Here is a 24,699-nt window from a genome sequence, read left to right as displayed (position 1 = left end):
ATAATCTTCATCATAGCGGCAACAATACGGCTTCTAACCCAGGTGACTGCACGGCCACCACGCTTTGCCCGGCTTGGGCTTCGAGCCGGATGATGGCGCGGCCGTTGTAGGCCTGCACCTTGCGCGCGCCGCTGCTGGTGCCCAGGTCATCGAGCAGCCGGCCCGCGCCGGCCAATGAAAACTCCACCCAGTTGGCCGCGTCGAGGCACTGCACGCCTTGCGCGTCGAAGAGCTTCACTTCGACAGTGGTCAGGCCGTTTGCTTCGGCGGTTTTCGTCAGGGTCAGCCTGGTGGGCTTGCCCCATTTGCGGGTTTCGTATTGGAAGCTGATGCGGTCTTCCACCGTCTGGCGGCCTTGGCGGGCTAGCACGCGCACCTCGTTGGGGCCGGCGGCAAAGGGCACGTTCCAGTGCAGGCCGGCGGCGGGGAAATCCTGGCTGTTGCGCTGGCGCGTGCCGTAGCTTTTGCCGTTCACGAACAGCTCGGCCTGCGCGCAGTTGGAGTACACTTTCACCATTTTCAGCTCGCCCGCCTCGCCCCAGCGCACGGGCCAGGAGTGGCCGTAGAGGTGGGCCATGGGCGCGGTAGTCCAGTAAGATTGGAACACGTAGTAAGCCTCTTTCTTGGTGAAATCGCGCTCCACCACGCCCTTCTGGTTCATGTAGGGAATGGGGTTGTCGGGGCGCACGGGCGTGGAGAAATCCTTGAACGGCCAGTAGGCCGCGCCACTGAGCCAGGGCATGGTTTCCTGCTCCTTGAGGTGCCAGTCGACGAGGTTGCAGAGGTAGGTTTCGCTCCAGTCGCCGTCCTTCGAGACGCGGGCGCTGCCGCCGAACAGGGAGGCGTCGCCGGCCCGCTCGTCGGCGCCCCGGCCGGCCGTGATTTTGGCCAGCGCGTTGTCGGGGTTTTCGGCGTGGCGGCCGGCATGGCTGTCGCCGCCCCATTCCACGTGCAGAAAGCGCTTCACGCCTTTGAATTCTTCTTCTGTCGCGGCCTTGTAATCGGTGTAGATGCCTCGGTACCAGCCCGCCCAGATGGAGGGCGAGTACACATCGGGAATGTCCTTGCAGAAGTCGCAGCGCCGGATGGCCGTGTAGCGCGAGGCGTCGAGCTGGTGGGCTAAGTCATTGAGGCTTTTCATGAAGGCGCGAATCCTCTCCTTGTCGAACTCGGGAAAATCGCCGGGCCAGTCGTTCTCATTGCCCAGCCCCCAGATGATGACGGCCGGGTGGTTGTAATGCTGCTGCACCATGTTGGTCAGCATGCGGCGGGCCTGCGCCTGGTACACCGGGCCGCCCAGCCCACCCCGGCACCACGGAATTTCCTCCCACACCAAAATGCCCAGCGAGTCGCACAGATTCAGCACGATGCGCGACTGTTGGTAGTGGCCGAGGCGGATGAAGTTGACGCCCATCTGCTTCATCAGCCGCATTTCCTGCCGAATCTGCGGCTCGGTCATGGCGGCGGCCACGCCGGCGTGGTCTTCGTGCCGGTGGGTGCCGCGCAGCAGCAGGCGCTGGCCGTTCAGCCGGTAGGGCCCGTGCTCCACAAACTCGCTGTGGCGAAAGCCCACCTTCTCGGTCTGCCGGAAGGCCTGCGGCCCGGTGCCCACCGTCACTTCCACCGTATAGAGCTGCGGCCGGTCGGGCGACCACAGCCGCGGGCTTTTTACCTTGAACTGGTGCAGGTCCAATTCGCCGGCTTTCACACTTAGCGTGCCTTCATATTTGCCCACGGCCTTGCCCAGTGGGTCGAGCAGGCGCACTGTAACTTTTGTATCGGCTGCGGCCGGGGTGTTTTCGAGAAAGGTGGCTTTGAGCGTGAGCAAGCCGTTTTTGCCAGCTGGGTCCACCTCTGCTTTAGCCGAAAGGTGCTCCAGCGCCACGGCCGGCAGGTATTCCAGATTTACGTAGCGGTAGAGGCCGCCGTAAATATTAAAGTCCGACAAGTCGGACGGTATCATCTCCAAATCGCGCGAATTGTCACAGCGAATGCTGAGCGGAATTTTGCCCTTGAACTGCTTCTGAAACGCTTCTATTTGTTGGAAATCGGCCACCGCTTGCGTGACGTCCACGGTCCATTCGTCGTAGCCGCCCACGTGGCTGCCCACTTTGGTGGTGTTGAGGTAGACTTCCGTTTTCTGGCCGGCGCCCTCGAAATGCAGGCGGGTGTGGCCGCCGGGGTAGGGGTTTTGCACCGCGAGTTGGATGCGGTACCAGCCGGGGCCCTGGTAGTAATTCACGTCCGGGTCCACGGCGTCGCGGGCGTTGAAGCAGTGAGGGAGGGTGACAGCTTGCCACAGTGGCACGCTTTCGGGGTTGCCGGCCACCACGGGGCGCACGGCCTCCCAGACGCCGCCCAGGTCCTGCCGCACAAATTCCCAGCCGGCCGTGAGGCGTCTACGCTGCTGGGCGCGCGAGGAAAGGGCAGTGAGCAGGAACAGCAGAATCAGCAGCAACTGAGGGGGCTGGCTGGTTCGGGGGAGGGGCATGGAGTTGGACTTGGAAAGATGTTTAGGTTGCGCGTACGGGGCGCCTCATCCCCTGACTCCCTCTCCTAAGGGAGAGGGGGCACCGGAATAGCTTCATACGAAAACCGTCTGGCTCCCCTCTCCCAAGGGGGAGGGGCCGGGGGTGAGGCGCCCGCCAGAACTACACCCCGCCGAAAATCGAAAAGCCGCCATCCACGCATATCATGGAGCCGGTCACGAACTGCGAGGCGTCGCTCAGCAGCCAGACCAGCGCGCCCTTCAGCTCGTCGGGGTGGCCGAAGCGCTTGAAGGGCGTTTGGCGGATAACCAACTCGCCGCGGGGCGTGAAGCCGCCTTCGGGGGTGGTGAGCAGGGCACGGTTTTGCTCGGTTAGGAAGAAGCCGGGCGCCAGCGCGTTCATGCGAATGCGGTCGCCGTAGCGGTTGGCCATTTCCACGGCAAACCATTGGTTATAGCAGTCCAGAGCCGCTTTGCCCATGTTGTAGCCCAGCACTTTGGTGATGGCCCGCTTCGAGTTCATCGAGGAAATGTTCACGATGCTGGCCTTGCCGGGCGCCTGCGCCAGCGCCTCGCCAAACACCTGCGTGGGCACAATGGCGCCCCACAAGTTCAGCTCCATCACGCGCTTCATGCCGGCCAGGTTCATCTGAAAAACGTCCTCGGCGGGGTCGAGCACGCCGTCGGCGCCGTTGCCGCCGGCTGCGTTCACCAGCCCATCAATGTGCCCGAACGTGTCGAGCACCTGCTGGCAAGCGACGCGGAGTTGGGCTTCGTCCAGCACATCGGCCACTAGCGCCAGGGCCTGCCCGCCCCGCGCGGTGATGGCATCGGCGCGCCGGTGGGCTTCGTCGGCGTTGCGGCCCAGGATGCCCACCGTACCGCCGGCCGCCACGATGCCGTCAATGAAAGCCTGGCCCAGAATGCCGGTGCCGCCGGTCACGACGACGACTTTGCCGCGGAGCGAAAAAGCCTCGTTTAGGCTGGCCGTGTCAGGATTTGCAAGGGCAGCAGCTTCGGGTAAAGTCTGGTTTAGTAGGTCCACGGAAGGGGAGTGAAAGTGGGGAATTTGGCGAAAACCGGGGCTGCGTTCAGGTCGGGGTAGGCGCGGGCAGCCTGGGCGTAGGCGTCGAGGGCCGGGGTGTTGGAAGTGCCGGCCACGTCGGCTTTCTCCATCTTTTTTTCGCCCAGCAGGTAGGGCCGGAACCACTCCACGGTAGGGCGCAGGCCGCGGCCATCGGGCGTAGTATAGTGCCACAGGTCGAGGCCGACGTGTGGGGCCATCAGGGCCAGGCGCACCCAGCCTTGCAGGTTCATGCTCACGTAGTTCCAGGGGCGGGTGCGGGCTAGCTCCAGGGGCTGGGCGCCGTCGGGGGCCAGCTGCACGGCCACGCGGGGCCAGGTTTGCTGCTGGAGGGTGCGTTTGGCCAGGGCGTCATCGCCGGTGAAGAGCGCGAAATCGACCACCTGTGTGTCGTAGAAGGTGCCGTGGTTGTTCTTGGCCTGGCCTTCGGGCAGCGCAATGGGGCTGGTGGTGAGCCAGGTGTTGAAGGCCTTAAACCAGGCTTTCAGGCCCGAAGTCAGGCTTGCATCTACGCTTTTGCTGTCGTTCATCAAGGCCAGCGCCTCCGGAATATTCACCAGATGGCGCGTTTCGATGATGCCAAAATTCCGGCCCGAATTGATGCCCGGAATGCCCTGCCCGAAGTTCAGGTTGGGGTTCATGCGAGTAGCAGGGTCCAGAAAAAACGTGCGCAGCTGGCGCGTGGCCTGCTGCGCGTATTTCTCCTCGGCCGAGAAATAATAGGCCAGGCTCAGCGCCTGCACATCGGTGCAGAGCTTGCTCAGGGCCTCGCTATCCTTCATAGCTTCGGCCTCGGGGTTGTGCAGGCCGTCTTTCTGAATGTAGGGCAGGCCGTTGGGCTTGCTGGGGTCGGGCCACCAGTAGGGCGCCTGCGAGATGTAGTCGTGCTTGTCGCCGCTAGGGGGCGTCTGGGGCTTGGTGGCAATGGTGTAGGGGGCAGTTTTCAGGGCGCGGTCGGCCCGGCTCAGCAGGGTCTTTACCTGCGCGGCTTCGGGCTGGTGGCCGGCTTTATAGGCCGTTTTGTAGGCGGCCATAGCGGCCGGGTCGAGCAGGATGAACGCAGCCGGCGCGGCGGTTGCAGCCGCGCGCGCCGGTGCGCTCATCACCCACCACAGCATTAGGAAAAGAAGGAAAGGACGCATTGCTTATGAGTTGGTTTTGTTCTGGCGCGGACGGGCGTACCCCACTCCCGGCCCTTCCCCGGTGGGGAAGGGTGCCGAAGGGTGCCAAACGCGAGTTCTTGTAATTGCTGAACGCACCCCTCCCCACCGGGGAGGGGCCGGGGGTGGGGTCCGGCTAGTTGTACCCCGGGTTCTGGGTCAGATTGGGGTTCAGCTGCAACTCGGGCTGCGGAAGGGGAAACAACACGTAGCGCGGGTCCACAGTGCGGTTGAAGATGGCGCGCTCGCGCTCGAACAGGCGGCCCAGACGCACGAGGTCGAACCAGCGGTGGCCTTCCTGCACCAACTCCCAGCCCCGCTCGCGCAGCAGCATGTCCACGAAGGCGTCTTTGGTGGTCACGCGGGTGGTGGGCCATTGCGCGATGCCGGCGCGCTGGCGCACCTTGTTGTAGCCGTCGTACTTCAGCGGGTCGTTGGGGTTGAGGGCGTTGCGGGCTTCCGATTGCAGCAGCAGCACGTCGGCGTAGCGGGTGATGAGGTAGTTGCAGCGCGAGTCGTTGATGATGCGCTTGTCGTCGCGGAATTTGTTGAAGTAGTAGCGCGCCAGCGTGGTGCTGCCGGCTTGGTTGCTGATGTTCCAGGCGCGGCGCACGTCGTTGGCGCGGTAGGAGCGCACGAGGCTGTCTTCCACCGTGAAGGTGCCCAGGCCGGCCAGCTGCGAGGGCAAAAACTGCCGCACAATGATGCTGCCCGTGTTCGGTGGCAAATCGAACTGAATGCTGAAGATGTGCTCCGGCCCGTTTTCCTTGTCGGGGTTGAACACGTCGCCGTACACCGGCAGCAACTGGTACACGTTCGAGCTGATGACGCGGTTGCAGGCGTCGAGGGCGCTCTGGTTGTCGCCGGGCTGGGCCGCGGTGGTGGTGGCGCGCGTCAGGTACACCTTGGCCAGCACGGCCGCCGCCGCGCCGCTCGACACGCGGCCCTTCTCGCCGGCCGCAATCCGGTCTTCGCGCAGGCAGTTGGCCTCGGCAAAGGTCAGGTCGTCGATAATCTGCTGGTACACCTGCGCCAGGGGCGTGCGCGCGGGCCGCAGGTCGTCGGCCGGGCCCTTCACGGTGGCCGTCAGCAGGGGCACGTCGCCGAAGCAGCGCACCAAATCGAAGTAGCCCTGGGCGCGCAGGAAACGGGCGTTGCCGATGATGTTGGCCTTGCGCGTGGCGTCCATGGCAATGGCCGGCACCTTCTCAATCACGTCGTTGGCCCGGTTTATCATCCGGTACGAGTTGGTCCACCAGCTGTTGATTTCGGTGTTGGTGGGCGTGTAGGTGAAGCGCGAGAGCTGGGCCCGCTCGTCGGTGCTGGAGCCCACGCGAATCAGCTCGCCGGGCAGCTCCGTGATTTGCCAGCCCGTGCGGCCGTAGTACGTCTGGGGCAGCAGCGCGTTAAACACGCCGTTGAGGCCGGCCACGGCGTCGCTTTCGTTCTGGTAAAAGTTCTCGGCGGCCAGGAAATCGGCCGGGTTTTCCTGCAGGAATTTCTCGCAGGCGCCCAGGCTCAGGCCGAGGGCCAGGATGCCGAGCAGGAGGATATTTTTTTTCATCGGGAGTTGATGGGAAAGTCGGGAGGGAGTGGAGGATTTGGCTGAAATGCCAGCAGGCTGTCATGTCGAGCGTAGCCGAGACATCTCGCGTGCAGCAGTAATCAAGACTTTTCGCACGATTGGATTACTACCACACGCGAGATGTCTCGGCTACGCTCGACATGACGTTCTTTCTAGCTCGACATGACGTGCTAGAAGCCCAGCCGCACCCCCGCAATGAAGGTGCGGGTGCTGGGGTAGGCGTTGTAGTCGGTGTTCAAACTCAGGTTGTCGCTGCCGAAGGAGTTCACCTCGGGGTCGTAGCCAGTGTATTTGGTGAACGTGAGCACGTTCTGGCCCGTGATGTACACGCTGGCCGACTTAATAACCTTGCTGAACTTGGGCAGCGTGTAGCCCAGCGTCACGGTTTTGAGGCGCAGGAAGCTGCCGTCTTCTACCACGTCGCTCACGATGCCGGTGCTGCGGCGCAGCGTGCTGCCGGCCCGCGGAATGTTGGTATTCGTGTTGGTCGGCGTCCAGCGGTTGATGACGGTTTTGAGCTTGTTGGTGGTCGTGATGCCCGATTCCAGCTCGTAGCGGTTTAGGTTCAGCACGTCGTCGCCCTGCACGCCCTGGATAAACACGCTCAGGTTGAAGCCGCCCAGCTTGAAGCCGTTGGTGAAGCCGTAAATGAACTTGGGCTGGGCCCGGCCGATAATCACCCGGTCGTCGGCCGTGATGGCCTTGTCGCCGTTCTGGTCCACGTAGCGCGGGTCGCCGGGCCGGGCGCCCGACCGGGTGCCGCTGGCCGTAATCTCGTCCGTGTTCTGCCAAAGCCCATCAAACTGGTAGCCGAAGAACGTACCGATGGGCTCGCCCACGCGCAGCAGGCTGGTGTTGCCCAGGCCCGAGCCCACAAACAGGCTGGAACTGGAGCTGCCCACGTAGCGCTCGTACTCGCCGTTGAGGTCGAGCACCTTGTTGCGGTTGGCCGAGATGTTGAAGTTCGTTGTCCAGGAAAACTGCTTGCTGTCGATGTTGGTCGTGGTCAGCGCGAATTCCACGCCCTTATTCTCCACGCTACCCGCGTTCAGCAAGATGCTGTTGTAGCCGCTGGTGCGGGGCGTCGAAACCTGCAGCAGCAAGTCGCTGGTCTTCTTATAGTAGGCGTCGGCCGTTACGATAATGCGGTTCTGCAGGAAAGCCATGTCGATGCCCACATTCGAGGCTGCCGTCGATTCCCATTTCAGGTTGGGGTTCGGAATGTTCAGCGGTACCAGGCCCACCAGGCGGGTGCTGCCCGAGGCGTAGGAGCCGGCATCGTAGCGGGCCAGCGACTGGTAGTTGCTGATTTCCTGGTTGCCCGTGATGCCGAAGCCCACCCGCAGCTTCAAATCGCTCAGGAAGCTCAAATCCTTCATAAACCGCTCGTCAATCAGCCGGTAAGCGAAGGCCGCCGAGGGGAAGTAGCCCCACTTGTTATTGGCCCCAAAGCGCGACGAGCCGTCGGCCCGCAGCGTGGCTGTGAACAAAAACCGCTCGAACAGGCGGTAATTGACTCTGCCAAAAAACGAAGCCAGCGTGTTCGACGGCTTGCCCGAGTTGGGCGTGAGCAAGGTCGAGGCCAAGGCCAAGTTGTCGGAGCCCAGCGTGTTGGTAAAGAAGCCATTGGCCGAGGTGCCGAAGTTGTCGCCGAAAAACTGCTGCTCGGTCACGCCCACCACCACGTTGAGGAAATTGTTCTCATTCAGCTTCTTGTCGTAGGTCAGCGTGTTTTCGTTCAGCCAGCTGTAGCGGTAGGTGGTGCTGCGCGTGGCCGAGCCGTTGGTGAGGCGCCCAAGGAAAATATCGGAGGGCCGGTAGATGTTGACCTGGTTGTTGTTGTAGTCGAAGCCACCGGTCACGCGGGCCGTCAGGCCGGGGATGATTTCATAGTTGGCCGCCACGTTGAACAGGCCGCGGGCGGTGGTGCGCTGGTCCTTCACCTTCTCGGCGTAGGCAATGGGGTTGCCCACGTCCTCCACATAGGGCAGGGGGCTATTGGAATAGGTGAAGGCGCCCGAGGCGTCGCGCACCGGCACGACAGGGCTAATGCGCAGGGCATCGAGCAGCACCCCGCCGTTGCTGCCACCCGAGGAGTTCACAAACGCCCGGTTCTCAAAGGTGCCGGCTACCTGGCTCGAAAAGTTGAAGCTCAGCTTGCTGCCGATTTTCTTATCGAGGTTCAGCCGCACCGTGGCGCGCTTGAAGCCCGAGTTAATCACCACGCCATCCTGGTCAAAATAGTTGAAGCTCAGATTATAGCGCGTCTCTTCGGTGCCGCCGTTGAAGCCCAGCTGGTAGTTACTCATGCGCGCCGGCCGAAACAGCTCCTTCTGCCAGTCGGTGCCCTCACCCAGCGAGTCTATCTGGCTTTGGCGGTAGGGCGGAGGCAGGGTGGTCGAGCCGGCGTTCACGTCGTTGAGGTACTGCGCAAACTCCCTGGCGTTCATCAAATCAAACTTGTGGCGCACCACCTGCACGCCGGTGTAGCCCTCCAGGCTCACGGTGCCCTTGCCCACTTTGCCCTTCTTGGTGGTGATGAGCACCACGCCGTTGGCTCCGCGCGAGCCGTAAATAGCCGTGGCCGAGGCGTCTTTCAGAATCTCCACGCTCTCGATGTCGCTGGGGTTGATGGAGTTCAAGTCGCCGGCGCCGGGGAAGCCATCCACCACAAACAGCGGCTCGTTGCCGGTGTTGATGGAATTGGTGCCGCGGATGCGGATGGACACGTTGCCGCCCGGCTCCGAGTTGGTCTGGGTCACCTGCACACCGCTCACGCGGCCCTGCAGAATCTGGTCGGCGCGGGTGATGGGCGTTTCGGCCACCTGCTCGGCCGAAATGGAGGCCACCGAGCCGGTGATGTCGCGCTTGCGCTGCGAGCCGTAGCCCACTACCACCACCTCGTTGAGGCCCTGGCTTTGCTCTTTGAGCTGGATATTCATCGAAGCCGAGGTGCCGACCGGCATTTCCACCGACTCGAACCCCACGAACGAGAACACCAGCGTGCCGCCAGTAGCCGGCACGTTCAACTCAAACACCCCGTCGGGGTTGGTGGTGCTGCCCGTGGTGGTGCCCTTCAGTAGCACAGACACGCCCGGCAGGGGCGTTTTGTCCGCCGCGTTCAGCACGCGCCCGGACACTTGCCGGGTCTGGGCCTGGGCCACAAACGTTCCCAGGAACGCCAGCAGCCCGATTAAGAGACGAAATTTATGCATAAGGTGGGATTTGGAGGTGAGTGAGGCCTTAATTGGGTTTAGTAAAGAAAGAAGACGCCTTGCCCGACTCAACACCCAAAAACCGGGTTTTTACGGAATCGTTTACGTAAAAACGACTGGTTATTAGCTGATGTTGAATGAGTTGAGTGCATTGCAAGTGCAAAAATTTCCTGATTCGCCTGCCCACCCAGTTCCTAGCGTTGAAGTCAGCACTTGCCATTGAGCGGCATATCAGTTGCCCTGGTCGCCTAAGCCGCGTCGTTGCCGGGGTTTTTGGCCGTGGCGCTCGCAGCCCGGTTCTGTATATTTGAAGAAGCGGCACCGCCCGCCTCATTTCAGGTTCGACCAACACCGCGTGACTTCCCTTTCCTCTCTGTTGCGAATTCGATGGCTGCTGCCCGTGCTGGCGCTGCTGGCCGGCTGCACCCAGCCGCCGCCCAAAACCTACCGCATTGGTTTCTCGCAGTGCAGCACCACCGGGCCGTGGCGCCAGGCCGTGCTGGCCGGCATGAAGCGCGAGCTGAGCTTTTACCCCGAAGTGGAGCAGCTGCGCATGCTCGACGCCCAGGACGACAGCCGCCGCCAGGCCCAGCAAATCCGTGACCTGCTGCGCAGCGGCATCGATTTGCTGATTGTGTCGCCCTACGAAGCGGGGCCCGTGACGCCCGCCGTGGAGGAAGCCTACCGCGCCGGCATCCCGGTGGTGCTGCTCGACCGCCGCACCACCTCCGAGGACTACACCGCCTACGTGGGCGGGGACAACGTGGAAGTGGGCACCACGGCCGCCCGCTACGCCGCCCGGCTGCTGCGGGAACGGGGCAGCGTCATTGAGCTGCTGGGGGCGCCGGGGTCGTCGGCCACGGCCGGGCGGCACCAGGGCTTCACGCAGGCGCTGGAAGCCTTTCCGAATATGCACGTGGTGGCCCAGGTGAACGGCTACTGGAACCCGACCACGCTGAAGCGGCCATTGCGCGCCGTCCTGAAAGCGCATCCGGAAGTGTCGCTTATCTTCTCGCACAACGACAACATGGGCCGCGCCGCTTCCGAGGTGCTGCAGGAGCTGGGCCGGGCCGGCAAAGTCCGCATTATCGGCGTCGATGGCCTGGCCCTGGACCTCGTGCAGCAGCGCGTGCTGAGCGCCTCGCTGCTGTACTCGCCGGCCGGCGAGGACGCTATTCGGCTGGCCCTGAAAATCCTGCACCACCAGCCCTTCAAGCGCGAAAATAAGCTCAATACCATCGTCATCGACTCGACCAACGTGCTGACGATGCAGCAGCAGAGCGACAAAATCCTGACGCAGCAGAACGACATCGAGCAGCAGCACAACCTGTTGCAAAACCTGCGCGCCACCTACTCCAACCTGCAAACCGCGCTTTATGGCCTGCTGGCTACGCTGCTGGGCGCGCTGGCCCTGGGTGCGCTGGCCTGGCGCTCGGCCCGCAAAAACCGGCTGATAAACCACCAACTAGCCCTGCAAAACGCCGAAAACGACAAGATAAACCGCCAGCTCATCAGCCAGAACGAGGAAATCAGCCGGCAGCGCAACCAGCTCGAAGCCCTGGCCGAGCAGGCCCGCGCCGACACCGAAGCCAAGCTGCGCTTCTTCACCAATTTCTCGCACGAATTGCGCACCCCGCTCACCCTCATTCTGGGGCCCGTGGAAGAGCTGCTGGCCGAAGGCGCCGCCCTCACGCCCACCCAGCGGCAGGACCTGGCCCTGGTGCGCCGCAATACCCAGCGCCTGGTGCAGCTGGTGAATCAGCTACTGGATTTCCGCAAAATCGAAGTGGGCAAGATGGCCGTGCGCGCCACTGAAAACGACCTGGTGGCTTTCGTGCGCGACATCGTGGAAGCTTTCGAGAAGCCCGCCCAGTTGCGCGGCGTGCGCCTGCAGTTCCTCCCTGCCGAGCCGGAGCTGCGCGCCTGGTTTGATGCCAACCTGCTGGACAAGGTGGTGCTGAATCTGCTATCCAACGCCTTGAAATTCACGCCTGACCAAGGGCAAATAACCGTCAGCCTGCAAGCCGCTGAAGACGGCCGCACCCTGCGCCTGAGCGTGGCCGACACCGGCCGCGGCATCAGCGAGGAGGACCGGGCGCACGTGTTCGAGTGGTTCTATCAGGGCGAACAGGGCGCGCCGGGCAGCGTGGCCAAAGGCTCGGGTATGGGCCTGGCGCTGGCGCACGGGCTGGTGCGGTTGCATCAGGGGCAGCTCAGTTTCAGCAGCCAGGCAGGGCAGGGCAGCACCTTCACGGTGGAGCTGCCGCGCGAGCTGCCGGCCGAGCTGCGGGCTGCTGGCGGCGTGGAGGCGCCAGCCAGCGCGATGGATGAGTTGGCACTGATTCCGGCCGATTTTGAAGCAAGTGATTCGGCGGTTGCTGCCGAATCCGAGCACCAAACCCTCATTTTGGTTATCGAGGACAATGCCGAGGTGAACGACTTCCTGGCCCGCAAGCTGCGCGGCGATTTCCGGGTGCAAAGCGCCGCCGACGGCCACACCGGCCTGCGAATGGCCACCGAGCTGATACCCGACCTCATTGTGTGCGACGTGATGATGCCCGGTCTCAGCGGCTTGGAGGTGGTAGCTCAGCTGCGGGCCGATTGGCGCACCTCGCACATTCCGGTGGTGCTGCTCACGGCCCGCAACGCCCCCGAACAGCTGCTGGAAGGCGTGCAGGCCGGCGCCGACCTCTACCTCACCAAGCCCTTCAACCCCGCCTTCCTGCTCGAAAGCGTGCGCACGCTGCTGGCCAACCGCGCCCGCCAGCGCACCCACACCCGCCGCGAGCTGGCCGTGGACGCCGCCACCGTAGCCGCCACCAACCCCGACCAGAAATTCCTCACCGACCTCACCGCCGCCGTCGAAGCCCACCTCACCAAAACCGACCTCAGCGTGGAGGACATCGCCCGCGCGCTGGGCATCTCGCGCATGCAGCTCTACCGCAAGGTGAAGGCCGTGCTGGGTACCGGCGTCACCGATTTTATCCAGAGCCTGCGCCTCACCAAAGCCCGCGAGCTGCTGCTCGACGAGCAGCGCACCATTGCCGACGTCGCCTACGAATTGGGCTTCTCGTCGCCGTCTTATTTCGCCACCAGCTTTCGGGCGCGCTACCAGGTGACGCCGTCGGAGTTTCGGGCCCTGCATGTGTCGTCGACACCGTGAAATAATTTCAAAACCGTTGTTATATAAACGAAACCGCACCCAGCAATGAATGCGGTTTTTTGCTGTATAAAGTGTTGGTATAAAACTGATTAGAATAAAATGTTTGTTTGAACAAGCTGTGTTAAAAATGAGGAAGGGCAAGGGGAGAAGGAAGCGGAATTTTACAAGAGCCAGCCACCAGCCGGCGTGGCCTTTCCACCTTCTTACTCACCCAAACGACGTGGCCGAATTGCATTTCGGCAGCGCCGCCTGGCTAACCCACCCTTTCCATGAGCACAGTCAACCTCAAGCAGCTGGCCAGTCGGCTGGGCCTGTCCTCGTCCACCGTGTCGCGGGCCATGCGCGACAGCTACGAAATCAGCCTCGCCACCCGCGAGCGGGTGAAGCACATGGCCCGGCAGCTCGACTACCAGCCCAACCCCTACGCCGGCAGCCTGCGCAACAACGTGACCAAAACCATCGGCGTCATCCTGCCCGAGGTCGACAACCACTTCTTCTCCTCGGCCATCAACGGCATCGAGGAAGTGGCCCAGCAAAACGGCTACCACGTCCTCATCTACCTGACGCACGACAGCGAGGAGCAGGAGAAAACGGTATCCAAGTTCCTCACCAGCGGCCGCGTCGATGGCATCTTGGTGTCGTTGGCCGGCGGCACGCGCAACATCAGCCACCTCGAAAAGCTCAAGAACCTGGGCGTGCCCATGGTGCAGTTCGACCGCGTGAGCCGCAAGCTCAACACCGCCACCGTGACCACCGACGACTACGCCAGCGGCTACAAGGCCACCGCCCACCTGCTGCGGGCCGGCTGCCGCCACATCGCGCATTTGCAGGTGTCGGCCAGCCTGTCCATCGGCTGCCGGCGCATGCAGGGCTACTCGGCTGCGCTGCACGACTACCACATTCCTTACGATGCCAGTCTGGTGCTCAACGGCAGCGGTACCAACGCCGAAAACCTGATGCGCATCCGGCACTTCCTGATGCAGCACCCCAAGGTCGACGGCATCTTCGCCTCCGTCGAGCGGCTGGCCCTGAGCAGCTACCAGGCCTGCCAGAGCATGGGCATTGGTATTCCCGACGACATCAAAATCGTCGGCTTTTCCAACATGGAAACCGCCGCGCTGCTGGCGCCCGCCCTCACCACCATCACCCAGCCGGCCCACGCCATCGGCCACGAGGCGGCCCGCATCCTGTTCCAGGCCATCACCAAAAACAAGCCCGTACTGCCCTCCCAGAGCCTGGAGCTGAAATCGGAATTGGTGGTACGGGCGTCCACCATGCCCGGTGGGGGTTTGGCGCAGCCCAAAACCATTATGGCCGACTACCGGCTTGCAGGCTAGGGAGTGGGCACGCTTCGGCACTTGCCCGGCCTGCCTGAGCAAAGCCGGCGAACGATGCCCGATTTCACCTACTTCATCGTACCCATTTCCCGGTCAATATCGTCGCTGGAATCGACGTCAGGAATGAGTTGATTGAGCACGGCGAGCAGCCCGATTAAAAGCAGCAGCCCAGGCAATAGCTTTTTCAGTAGTTGCATCAGATGGCGCTTGAGGTGCGGGCCGCCAGTGCCGTTTCCGCGCGGCGGTTAGAAGTCGCTGGGGTCTTTGGTGCCTTTTAGGGTCATGGCCGCCTGTAGCTCGCTGATGAGCTCTTTCGCGCCTTTGTCGGCATCGCGGCGCAGGTGGTCCCACTGCTTTTTACTCATGCCGAAGGGCAAATCCTCCTTTTCCAGCGGCCCGACCGACGTGGCCCGCAGGCGCACATCGGTGTGTTCCAAGTTGCTGAGCACGTACTTGTAGCGGCCATCTTTCACGTAAAGCGTGAGGGTGTGGCGGATGTACCCCGCATCGGCCGCCGCGCCCAGCACAGGCAGCGTTATCTGCATGGCGCCTTTGGCCACGAGGCGGCCGGCTTCCTTGTCCTGCATCTGAATCACGGCGTTGGCCGAGCGGTAGGCCTTGGCTACCCACTCGTGGGCCCGCACATAGAGCTGGTCTTTGCCGACACCGGGCACCTCCACCACGCCCTGGTAGGTGATGAGGTGCGTTTCGGCATCGTAGGGCAGGCGCGTGCCGTCGAGCAACTGGGGCGGGCCGGCGGGGGCGCTGGGGTCTATGAGCAGCTTGCTGGAAACCAGAAACAGAAACCCGGTCCGTTTCACCACCAGCCAGCGCGGCGAGAACTGCCCAACCACGGCCGCGTCCTCACCGGGGGCAAGAAACGAGGCCGACGGCCTGGCCGTGTCGGCGGCACTGCGGTAGAGGTAAGCCCGGTCATGGCCAACCCGGAAGGTTTTGGGCGCGCCCGATGCTTCCAGCTTCTGAGCAGCAGCAGAAAAGGCGAGTATAACGGGAAGCAGTGAAAAAGGTATAATTTTCATCGATTGGCTCAGGCGGTTGTGGTTGGCCCCGAATGGGACGGGAAGTTCGTCGCTAAGCAGTCAATACCTGGGCCAGGCCTATTTACACTAGCCGTAACGGGCGGGACCCGGAGCCCCTGCGGCCGAAAGCTTAACCGAAAGATAATAAAAAAGGCCCTCACGTTGCGGTGAGAGCCTTTTTAGTAGTCCGTAGGGGAAGAAACGGGTGCTACGCCAGGGCAGGGGAGGCGGCCTCATGTGCCCTGATTAAGCCGTAGGGCGGTTTTGGCGCGCAAGGCTTGGCGTGAGCTGGCACTGCGTAGCGGAAAAACTGCCGCAGATTCTGCCACACTCAGGCGGCCCGGCGCCGGGCCGACTTGCGCATGAATTCCTCCAGCAGGCGCAGCTGGTCGATGCCCACGTAGTGGTTGAAGGCTTCCTCGGTCTGGTGGCCGGTGGCCTGCATGATGAGCCGGGCCGAGACGCCCTGGTAGAGCTTGAGGGTGACGAAGGTTTTGCGGCCAATCTTGGTGGTGAGCTTCAGGCGGGTGATGCCGCAGAGCTGCTGCACGACGCGCAGGAACTCGTTGGCCCGGTAGCAGTCGGGCACCAACAGGTCGTGGGGGGAGCGGTGCTCGTAGCGGTTGGCCAGGGCCACGGGCGTGAACAGGTCGTCGTCGTAGAAGGGAATGTAGACGGTGACGCCGTTCTTGGCCGAGCCTTCCAGCACCAGCATCTGCCCGTTGACGTGCTTCCAGGCCGCGCGGTTGGCGTCGCTGATGCGCAGGCCGGTGTAGCAGCACTCCAGCAGCTTGTCGCGCGAGAGCTCGACGTGTTCCATCCAGCGCTCGGCGCTCCATTCCTCGCGGCGGTTGTCCTGGGCCCGCACCTGGCCGCGCAGCTCCAGCAGGCGGGCGCGGGTAGCGGCGTCGCGGAAGTTCAGGGCCGCGATGCGCCGCAGCTCGTCTTCGGTCAGGGCATCGACGCGGCCGCGCTGGCGCGGGGCTACAAACTTGCGGTAGTGGCGGTGCACCGGCAGGTCCAGCTCGTCCTCGACCCAGGCCAGAAACGACTTGAGGCGGTCGATGTGCTTGCCGAAGGTGTTGAGGCTCTGGCCCAGCTCGTCGAGGAAGTAGGTGCGAAAATCCTGGTAGAAGGCCAGGTCCAGGCCTTCAAAGCGCAGGGGCAGGCCCCGGGCCTGGGCGTACTGGGCGAAACGGGCGCGGGTGGCTTCGAGGCCGGCCACGGCTTTGGCCGAGAGGGCCTTGCCGGTGCCGGTGCGCGGCCGGCGGCTGTGCTCGGGTATCCAGCGCCGGAACAGCGCGTCAAAGCCGATGGCCTCGGTGGGAGCGGGGGCCGCCTCGGCCACGGGCTCCAGGGACAGGGCCGCCTCCACGGCCGCTTTAAGCTCTTCCTTGGGCAGCCGGCGGCCCTGGCGCGTGGCGGCGGCCTGAGCGTTACTGGCGGCTTCGGCGGCGCGGTTCAGGCGCGGGTTGATGGTTTCGTGCGGGGTGCCCTTGAGCACCTTCACCTGGTGCTGCTTCTCGTCCCAGTGCTCGGGCTTGACCACGGCGCCGGTGCCCACGCGCAGGCGGTTGCCCTCCCAGGTGATGGTGAGCTGGATGGGGACGGTGCCGTCAGCGGCCAGGGCGTCGAGGCGGAGCTGGCGGGTGATTTTCATAGTGGCTTACAAGGTAAACTGAGAAGTCAGCCCGTGTATAATCAGCCAAGCCTGCTGCTAGTGGTTTAGCAGGTTAAGTATCTCTTGCGTAGAGACCTCCGATGGGTTTGTAATATTTTCGGGCACTACTAATCCATCCGAGAAAAACATTACTTCCCCACCTTTTCTGCGTTCCTGGGCACTATAGGTCAAGCCGTACTGGAGCCGCCGGAAGTTTGGGTAAAGCTCAATAATTTTTGGCGTGTCGTCGTAAGAAACCAGCCACGGCTTATCCAATGCGCTTACCTGCGCTGCTACCGCCGCGTGGTCATCTTTGTCATAGGCGTTCGCATAGAGCCCCTGACCCTTCACATAGTACGGCGGGTCGAGGTAGGTCAAACTACGAACGTCCATGGTTGGCACGACCTCGGCGAGGAAAACAGAGGCATCAAGGTTGGACAGGTGGATAACATCCCGGTGGCGGGCTATTTTTTGGATTCTACGGATAAGCTCTCGCTTGTTGAAGCGAGCGTCAATCTTCCAGTTTCCGCTCTGGTCCTGCCCGCCAATGACGCCGCCCATGATGATGCCAGAACGGTTGGCCCGGTTGAGGTAGAAGGCGGCAAACCCGCGCTCCAGCATGGTCACATTCGGGTCAATAATGATTGACCGCTGACGCTTCCACTCCGTCATATCGAGCGTAGCATCGGTAATCAGCCTGTTCAGGCCTTCGGTTTCGTTGAGCACCGAATGCCAGAAAGCGTACACTGCCGGGTCTAAATCATTGATAAAGATGCGGGAAGCGTATTGCCCGAACAACAACGAAAAAGCTACGCTACAGCCTCCCGCATACGGCTCCGCATAGTCGCCATCCAGTAAATCGTTTACCTCGAAAAGGTATTTGACGTAGTTGGCAACTTTGAGTTTGCCACCAGGATAGCGCAACGGGGAAGGATAAGGTCGGGCAGACATAGCAATACGTTTATAGCCAAATGGCTTGGAACAAGGGTTGTATGCTGTTCCAGTATTTACGCAAGATAGGGCCTGTTGGGGTCATGTCTGGCCACGGTGTACAGTCCGGTATTGTCCTAACGTTGGAAGCGAAGAAGTTAGCTTTTTTGATGTCGGCTGACAAGGTTTCGCTTTGCTCCACGCTGAGCAATCCGACTGCGGTGGCGTGGGTGATAACTGCCTGAAGCTTGCCGGGGATGGATGCCGTTTTCTTAGTTGCTGGTCGCTTGTCAGCTTCGGGTACCTGATTTAGATAATGGCAAAAGCTGGCTTCGAGCAGGAACCGTAGCAAAGCCGCGCAGGCTTGGGGGTACGTATTAGCATCGGCGCGCTGGAGCTCTTGGTACATACCCATGGCATATTCCGGAACAGACGGCAGCAGGGCATCAACTGGGATGACGCTGCGACGCTCCCGCACGGGTTGTTTGCGGATTGGCTGGATTGCCGGGGCGGTATCCTCATCCGAATCAAGCACGGGAGGGGGTAGCGGCTTTTCTTTTTCACCGAGGTGGTGAGGTTGCACCCGCAGGGGAGACGCCTGCTCAACAAAGGGCGCGGCTTCCTCCAGGGAGTCAAAATACTTTTTGCGGTCCTGAGATAATGCCAGCATCGTCACATCAACGTGCTTGTGTAGCAAGTCCACCACCATGCGCTGGAGAGGCTTGATGACCTCGGCGTTGGGAGCCGTGGTGAGCAGGCGGCCTTCCCGATATTCGAGGCCCAACTGCGTGCGGATGTAGCCATCGGCTACCAGGCGGCGCAGGGTAGTAATCGGCACTCTGTTCAGGTTATCAATGTCGGCAGGGGTGAGGGTGCCGTGCTTGCGCACGAACTCTAGAATCTGCCACTCGCGCGACTCAAAGCCCCGCCAGGCATCGAAGCGCTGCTTATCGATGGCTTCCCAACCGTCCTGGCCTACGCCATTCATGTTGACCGAGTGCCGCCGGGCCACCCAAAGCGCGCCGTGCTCACGGCTGTCGAAAACGGCCAGCTCCACCTCGTCGATGGGGTCTTCGGCAAAATCATCGGCCAGCTTCTTTAGGCGGGTAAGGGTTTTGCCGGACATGGTGCCCTCGGCCAGTAAGGGCTCATGAAGCAGCTTCAGCGCCACCAGCCGCCGGTTGCCGTCGATGGAGATGTAGGGAAACTTGCGGTTCTCCGGTACCACCACCATAAACCGCTCGGCAGCACTCAGGCCATGCTCGGTAATATCGGCCGCAAGGTTGACAATTTTGTCGCCCTGCTGCTTTATCATGGCGCGGATGGCCTCACGCTGACCGGATTGTGGGTCTAGCCGGGGATTTAGCTCATCTAAACCTACCCTTTTAATTGGAGCAGTTACCTTTCGGATTGTTGGGCGGGGCATTAATTCGCTGGTGAGGTTATTGGGGCCCAGATGGCTTTCATCAATGGCTCCACATTGTTCCAGTGAGCACATAGGTCACCACTCAGAGGCGTATGTGCTGTATGCACATAAGAGTGCATCGTTCTAACACGAGGAGCAAGAAAATTTTCCTTCAACGTGCCTTCTTTAACCACTTCAGCTTCAGCGGTCCCTATAAGATTATTGTCAGCTGCATATTCGGCCACAGCCCATAGTTTATCGCCTAGCGAGGGGTCTTTCCCTTTGCTGTTTGAGACAGGGATGCTGGGATTACGAGCAAGGTAATCATCCGTACTCAATTCAATAAAGACACGAAGTAAAACGGCGCAGGAATTGCGCATAGTAACAGTATTGAGCGAGTTTTTAAGTTCGAGGTATATATCATATATCCGGTGTACTGGAATGGTTAAAACGCATTCTTGAGGAATGATTTGCGTTCTCTCATGAGTTGATTTTTTGGTATCCTTCGGCTTTTCCTCACCCTTCGGTTTCTCCTCGCCCTTGGGTTTTTCACCATCCTTCGGTTTCTCCTCGCCCTTGGGCTTAGTTTCAGCTTTTGGTTTTTTCTCGACCGGAAGAGCTTCGTTTTTTTCGCCAAGTCGGTGCGAAACGACCAGCGGTTTTGTTGTAGAGGGTAAATCAGCTTTTTTGAACGAGCGCAAGTAATTTGTTCTCAGCTTCTCATCTTCTAAGCTGGTTACTTTGATGCGTTCCTTTTTATTGGGCAAGGTCATGTCAAGCAGCATCTTTTTGAAGGGCTTGACAAACTCGTCATCTGAATGAGATGTGAATACATCCCCTTTCACTATTTCATACCCGAACATCTCTTTCGTGAGCGCGTTGGTGATGACTCGACGTAAGTTGGTGATGGGGAAATTGGCTAGCTGCTCAGCTTCGGCAGCCGTCAAATGACCGCGTTCACGCACGAACATGAGTATTTGCAGGTCAGCGCGGCCTTTGGTCTCATTGAGCCAGGCATCAAAATGCGCCCCTTCTTCCGCTCCCCAGTTGTCCTGGCCCCGACCTTGCAAGTTCCTGCCGTGGCGGCGAGCTACCCAAGGCGAACCCTCCCTACGGTCTGGGTAGATGGCAATTTCCACCTCCTCGATAGGGTTTTTGGCAAAGGTTGCGGCCTCGGCCTCAATAGTTGCTACCTGGGCCTTGGAGAGAATGCCGTCAGCAAGCGTAGGGTCATCCAGGAGCTTTAAGGCCAATAAGCGCCGATTGCCGTCAATAGAGATATAATGTTCTCCTTTGCCAGGTGCTTTAATTACCATAAGGCGCTCCGCAGCACTGAGACCAATGCTATTGATGTCCTTGGCAAGATTGACAACCTTAGTAGTCTGTAACTTAATCAACGCCTGAATGGCTTCGCGTTGGCCTTTTTGTGGAGCTTGACGGGGATTTAACTCGTCAATTTTGATGGTAGACGGATGTGTCCAGGCAGTTGGAATTTTCGGGCGGGCCATTGAGTGGAGGAAGAAGGTAGGCTGCGCCTTTACAAAAGCGCCTAGAATCTGTACTGTACAGATTCTAGGCGCTAAGTAACAAGGGTTTTGTGAACTCCCAAGCCCAATGCTTTCAAAATCTCATTGATATAGATTTAAAAAGAAACCTATTTTGATTTGGATTGGTGAAGAAATCTCAGTTCTGATGAGCCTTACTTCAAGTATCCCAAGACTACCGTCTTCTCATTTTGATGTGTTGCTCTGTATCGAGGGCATTCTTGTTGCCATTCAAAAAGGGCATCCACATTGTTTCTACAATATCCCTCTTGATGGTATTGTTGTGGTTGAATATAGAGTTTTCTATCTCAAATAGACTTGTACAAGGTGTTTGGAAGCCCGCTTGCCCTGAATCACCGAAAAGGGTATCCATCCCAATATATTTCTTTAATTCTGTCTGTGGCATTTGTTTGACCCATTCGTCACCCGGCGACCTCATATTCAAAATTCTAGCAACTGATTTCCCAATGTAGGGATTCCAATCAAAGGAGGAGGTAATGATGGACCCGGTAAGAATTACGCTATCAAAGCCAACGGGGGGATTGGCAAAGCCTTGTATGTATGATGTGATGATGTATGTTCCAAAAGAGTGTGCTAGTATGGAAATGGGCGCATCGTAGCGTTGCGATAATTCATAAATCCATTCTCTAAATTGGTCAACTACTGCTGCCCTCTTACCTGATTTGAATAACAAATCAGGTTTGTTAGTTTCGTAAGTATAAGGCGCAAAAATCCACCCTTGACTACTGGCTATAGGTGCTATTTCATTATTCCAAGGGCCATCGCTCAACAAGCCATGTATTGTGACCAAAATGCCTGTTGGCTCATTCAAATCAATCAGTCTTCTGTTGACGTAGGCCCGCTTCACAATTTCTATTGCGTGGTCATCCGGCTGGTGCTTAATTTCCCATACTTCGGAATTTGCGTATAAATCGACTTGAACGACTCCAACTTCCGCTCCATATCTATTTCGGGAAAAGAGATAGACGAAGGAGTCTAAGATTGCCCGGTGCTCAAGCGAACAAAATTGTATGTCCAACCGAATACTTCCAAGTGTGATTCTCTCAGTGCGAGAGGGAATAAACTCGTCCAATACAAAAGCCATCAGACAATCGATATCGCCCGGTAATTTTGAATCAGTGACAAATGAGCCGCCAAAAAATAAATATCTGGCATTCCGGTCTTTAGCAAAGTCTAATATATCACTAACCGATTTTGCAAACCCCTTTCGCTCTTCTCCACTACAAAATCTATCAATAAATTCATCACCCGAACATTGGTGAATGCCTATTGGGAGCTTCCCATTAACAAAATCTGGTAGTCTACTCATTGTATTTTCTTAAAAAGGGTTGAGTAAAGTGCTGGTTTTATGCAATGTATAGGGGTAGGTGAAGCGGCTAACTGCCTTTGACTGGCGCCACATCCCGACCGCGTAGTATTCGCTCCATGGTGCCAAAAGACGTTATTGGGTATTCGCTTTTCACGCCCTCCACAAGAGTGATTGTCTGTTTCATTTCAGCCCAGCCGTCAGATTTAAGAGGATAGGAAGCAGAATGATTGAGGAGGGCTTCTAGCTCTGTAGAAGTTGGTTCAGTCAGATAAAACGTCGCTTCCAAATCTGGACAGAAGCCTGACTTGTTGTAGGTGGTTCTGACTGGGAAAACGTAATTGTACGCAGGGACTAGATGCAGATTATCGTAATTGACTTTAGTAGAGGGAAACATGATGCCATCTACCTCCTTATGCTTAGTCACATATTGCAAAAGTAATTGTGGTACAATATATTCGGGTTTAAAATTGCCGACAGGATGCTGAGTTTTAATTGAACAGGCAATGAATAGTGGAAATAGTAGAATGTAGCGAGTAAGCAAGTCCATGCTGCGTTCGTTGCTCTTCCAATTGACTGCAAGACGGGCTAAAAATTGGAAGAGCCGTTCAATTTTAACAACGCGTAAATCCCGCTGGGCTTCGTAGCGACTGAAATATAGGTCTTTGAAGGGGTGCTGACTGAATTCTTCCCAGCACACGTAAACAGAACTGCCTAAATATAAAGCAGGCAGGCCAGGAATACTATATCGGCTTGTAGCGACTAGGTGCCGGTTTTCAAAAGGGTTGTGAAAGATATCCTTGCGAGTGAATCGACGCCCTGCACTTTGGCGGGCGCGATAGAAAACTTGCGCAGTAGCGGGAATCGTTTCAACAGATGTTCGTCTAATAAAATCAATTTTTGACAGCGCTGCATCAAAAGATTCATTGGCTTCGCGTAAGCTGCCACTGTAGTGGCATTTAACGGCTTGGATTAATCCATCGACCAATGCCCTAACGTCATCTAGTAGGTGAGGCATTACGCCAGCACCGTGGCCGTTAGCGATAATACCGACTGCCTGCAATTGCCTTAGTAAGGTTCTGTCACAAAAAGCCACATATGCCTCTAGTCGCTCTTCTAGGAATTCAGGAAAGTAGCTTCCTGGTGGTTGGCTGATGGGTAGCACTAATTCTTTTTGATTTGACCGCAACTCATTTATAAGTTGGTCAAATTTCCTCGTGGGTAGTCGGGTAGAATCAAGTTGGTTATCAGGCATCATTTTCGGCAGTCAGTTAGGTCGGTTATGCCCGCCCCGTAGCAGGGCCAGTGTTTCATCTTTGGCGGCGATGAGTTCCGTCTGCATGGCGAGTTGCTGTCTGAGCAACTCGTTTTCTTTTTTCAGGGCATCCCGCTCGGCCCGGGCATCGTCGCGCTCCTTCTCGCAGTCGGCCATCGTGTAGGTGTGGGCCGCTACGCCGTTGTTAACGCCCACGGCGATGCCGGTAACTTGGCTCTGGTTGATGGCTGCGGCCTCTGGATACTTGCTGAGTAGGGTATCCCAAGCATCTGGAGTAGCAGATTGAAAACCATTCTGCACACGGTTGATAAAGTCCTGACTGCGGCCAAGCTCTAGGCTGATGCCTCTGTCCGAAGTGATGCCACGGGCTTTCATAACCTGCCTAGCTACGGCCAGAAATTTTTCATCAAGGGCTGTCTTGGGTCCACGAGCCTTTTCAGCTTTGCTATTGGGCATGTAAAATTATGACGCTGTATATGTGCTATTTATAAATAATACATACATAAACACCATAATTAGGTGTACAGTATTTATAAATAGAACGTATGTTTGTGGTGTCTCCTGTACAGTAATCTACAGGCAAGGCAAGGAAGCAATAATTCCGGCAAACCACTCAAACACGCGCCATGACCGAGCGGCAAAAATTCCTGCACCTGTTGGCAGCAGTCATCGAAGACCTGCCCACCAGCGCCATCGATACGGCCGTGCGGGCCGGCTACGAGGCCACCACCACCATGCTGGCTAACGTGCGCATGGGACGGGTGATGAACCTGCCGCACCTGGTCAAGCTCATCGAGGTCGGCCTGCCCGAGTTTGAGATTCCCGAGTCGCTGCGGCCCGCTGCCCCAGCGCCGGCCGGTGTGCCTCTTTTCCGCTAGCAGTTCACCATTCCCCCGCATCTCATGCACCTCAACACCGACCCCGTTGCCCCGGCGGCCCCCGCCAAAAAGCCGTGCTGGCGCGACCTGCACGAGCTCACCACCAAGCACCTCAACCCGGCCCTTGTCACGCTGGTGCCACTTTCGGAGCTGGAGCGCCGGCTGAGCGAAATCGAAGCCGAGCACCCGCACCTGGTGGAAGAAACGCCCATCGTGTGGCAGCACGAGACCCGCCGCCGCGCCCGGTTTCAGCAGTTGCAGGTAGTGGGCCGCCGCCCGCTGGCCGAGTCCCCCGTCCTTCAAGGCTACTCCCGTGCTTAGGCCCGTGTCCCTTACCGATGCCCGCACCGGCAAGCGCGTGCGCGTGGTCGAGCTGCCCCAGGGCGCGGCTCTGGTGGAGCCCATCCTGGGCTACTGCTACCAGGCCGGCCACCTGACGGTGTACGTCAACGGCTCGATGCCGCTGGATTTGCGCACAGCCCAGGAAGAAGGCCACACCGAAGCCGAAATGTGGCTGGTGAAGGACTTGCCCACGGGTATCCGCGAAATCGACGTGACGGACTGCCGCCGCGAGTTTCAACTGCTACTCCCCCAAAAAGCCGCCTAA

Annotated in this window: 19 protein-coding genes; 5 read left to right on the top strand and 14 right to left on the bottom strand. The window is 59.3% G+C overall.

The window, feature by feature from the left end; genetic code table 11:
* Positions 1-10: 10 nt before the first annotated feature.
* The 5 genes from Q4S41_RS08415 to Q4S41_RS08395 all read right to left on the bottom strand — a co-directional run bounded on the left by Q4S41_RS08415 (position 11) and on the right by Q4S41_RS08395 (position 9,532).
* Complete coding sequence (locus tag Q4S41_RS08415) at positions 11-2,491, bottom strand: glycoside hydrolase family 2 TIM barrel-domain containing protein (RefSeq protein ID WP_305030665.1); 2,481 nt, start codon at positions 2,489-2,491, stop codon at positions 11-13.
* A gap of 160 nt (positions 2,492-2,651) precedes the next feature.
* Positions 2,652-3,533, bottom strand: a complete 882-nt coding sequence (locus Q4S41_RS08410; RefSeq protein WP_305030664.1) for an SDR family oxidoreductase — start codon at positions 3,531-3,533, stop codon at positions 2,652-2,654.
* Complete coding sequence (locus Q4S41_RS08405) at positions 3,521-4,714, bottom strand: alginate lyase family protein (RefSeq protein WP_305030663.1); 1,194 nt, start codon at positions 4,712-4,714, stop codon at positions 3,521-3,523. The genes Q4S41_RS08410 and Q4S41_RS08405 overlap by 13 nt, the downstream gene beginning before the upstream one ends.
* Positions 4,715-4,868: 154 nt before the next feature.
* A complete protein-coding gene (locus tag Q4S41_RS08400) occupies positions 4,869-6,296 on the bottom strand; it encodes a RagB/SusD family nutrient uptake outer membrane protein (protein WP_305030662.1) in 1,428 nt (475 codons plus the stop codon).
* Between the two features lie 191 nt (positions 6,297-6,487).
* Positions 6,488-9,532 carry a SusC/RagA family TonB-linked outer membrane protein gene (locus Q4S41_RS08395; RefSeq protein WP_305030661.1) on the bottom strand — a complete coding sequence of 1,015 codons (3,045 nt, stop codon included), beginning with the start codon at positions 9,530-9,532 and terminating at the stop codon, positions 6,488-6,490.
* 376 nt (positions 9,533-9,908) lie between these two features.
* On the opposite strand from Q4S41_RS08395, the gene Q4S41_RS08390 reads away from it, so the two are divergent.
* Both Q4S41_RS08390 and Q4S41_RS08385 read left to right on the top strand, forming a co-directional pair.
* Positions 9,909-12,695 (top strand): substrate-binding domain-containing protein, encoded by a 2,787-nt coding sequence (locus Q4S41_RS08390; RefSeq protein WP_305030660.1) that lies wholly within the window; start codon positions 9,909-9,911, stop codon positions 12,693-12,695.
* Between the two features lie 269 nt (positions 12,696-12,964).
* Entirely contained in the window at positions 12,965-14,032 is a 1,068-nt protein-coding gene (locus Q4S41_RS08385) for a LacI family DNA-binding transcriptional regulator (protein WP_305030659.1), read from the top strand.
* Positions 14,033-14,100: 68 nt separating this feature from the next.
* Here Q4S41_RS08385 and Q4S41_RS08380 read toward each other — a convergent pair whose 3' ends face one another.
* The 9 genes from Q4S41_RS08380 to Q4S41_RS08340 form a co-directional block, all read right to left on the bottom strand.
* Positions 14,101-14,229, bottom strand: a complete 129-nt coding sequence (locus tag Q4S41_RS08380) for a hypothetical protein (protein WP_305030658.1) — start codon at positions 14,227-14,229, stop codon at positions 14,101-14,103.
* 48 nt (positions 14,230-14,277) lie between these two features.
* Positions 14,278-15,072 (bottom strand): DUF4468 domain-containing protein, encoded by a 795-nt coding sequence (locus tag Q4S41_RS08375; RefSeq protein ID WP_305030657.1) that lies wholly within the window; start codon positions 15,070-15,072, stop codon positions 14,278-14,280.
* Between the two features lie 331 nt (positions 15,073-15,403).
* Positions 15,404-16,732 (bottom strand): hypothetical protein, encoded by a 1,329-nt coding sequence (locus Q4S41_RS08370; protein ID WP_305030656.1) that lies wholly within the window; start codon positions 16,730-16,732, stop codon positions 15,404-15,406.
* Between the two features lie 57 nt (positions 16,733-16,789).
* A complete protein-coding gene (locus tag Q4S41_RS08365; protein ID WP_305030655.1) occupies positions 16,790-17,656 on the bottom strand; it encodes a DNA adenine methylase in 867 nt (288 codons plus the stop codon).
* A gap of 37 nt (positions 17,657-17,693) precedes the next feature.
* Positions 17,694-18,977, bottom strand: a complete 1,284-nt coding sequence (locus Q4S41_RS08360; RefSeq protein WP_305030654.1) for a hypothetical protein — start codon at positions 18,975-18,977, stop codon at positions 17,694-17,696.
* A gap of 110 nt (positions 18,978-19,087) precedes the next feature.
* A complete protein-coding gene (locus Q4S41_RS08355; RefSeq protein WP_305030653.1) occupies positions 19,088-20,575 on the bottom strand; it encodes a hypothetical protein in 1,488 nt (495 codons plus the stop codon).
* A gap of 211 nt (positions 20,576-20,786) precedes the next feature.
* Positions 20,787-21,941, bottom strand: a complete 1,155-nt coding sequence (locus tag Q4S41_RS08350; protein ID WP_305030652.1) for a DUF6932 family protein — start codon at positions 21,939-21,941, stop codon at positions 20,787-20,789.
* A 67-nt stretch (positions 21,942-22,008) separates the two neighbouring features.
* Positions 22,009-23,196, bottom strand: coding sequence for an RES domain-containing protein (locus Q4S41_RS08345; RefSeq protein ID WP_305030651.1), 1,188 nt, complete (start codon positions 23,194-23,196; stop codon positions 22,009-22,011).
* Between the two features lie 9 nt (positions 23,197-23,205).
* The gene (locus tag Q4S41_RS08340) at positions 23,206-23,670 is read right to left on the bottom strand and encodes a hypothetical protein (RefSeq protein WP_305030649.1); all 465 of its coding nucleotides are present in this window, start codon (positions 23,668-23,670) and stop codon (positions 23,206-23,208) included.
* Between the two features lie 170 nt (positions 23,671-23,840).
* On the opposite strand from Q4S41_RS08340, the gene Q4S41_RS08335 reads away from it, so the two are divergent.
* The 3 genes from Q4S41_RS08335 to Q4S41_RS08325 are packed head-to-tail and all read left to right on the top strand — an operon-like array spanning position 23,841 to position 24,699.
* Positions 23,841-24,092, top strand: coding sequence for a hypothetical protein (locus Q4S41_RS08335; RefSeq protein ID WP_305030648.1), 252 nt, complete (start codon positions 23,841-23,843; stop codon positions 24,090-24,092).
* Positions 24,093-24,116: 24 nt separating this feature from the next.
* Positions 24,117-24,413, top strand: a complete 297-nt coding sequence (locus tag Q4S41_RS08330; RefSeq protein WP_305030647.1) for a hypothetical protein — start codon at positions 24,117-24,119, stop codon at positions 24,411-24,413.
* A gap of 4 nt (positions 24,414-24,417) precedes the next feature.
* Positions 24,418-24,699 (top strand): hypothetical protein, encoded by a 282-nt coding sequence (locus tag Q4S41_RS08325; protein WP_305030646.1) that lies wholly within the window; start codon positions 24,418-24,420, stop codon positions 24,697-24,699.

The sequence above is a fragment of the Hymenobacter convexus genome (genome assembly GCF_030580955.1).
In the GTDB taxonomy this organism is placed as follows: Bacteria; Bacteroidota; Bacteroidia; order Cytophagales; family Hymenobacteraceae; genus Hymenobacter.
This window is presented reverse-complemented; position numbering and strand designations above follow the sequence as displayed.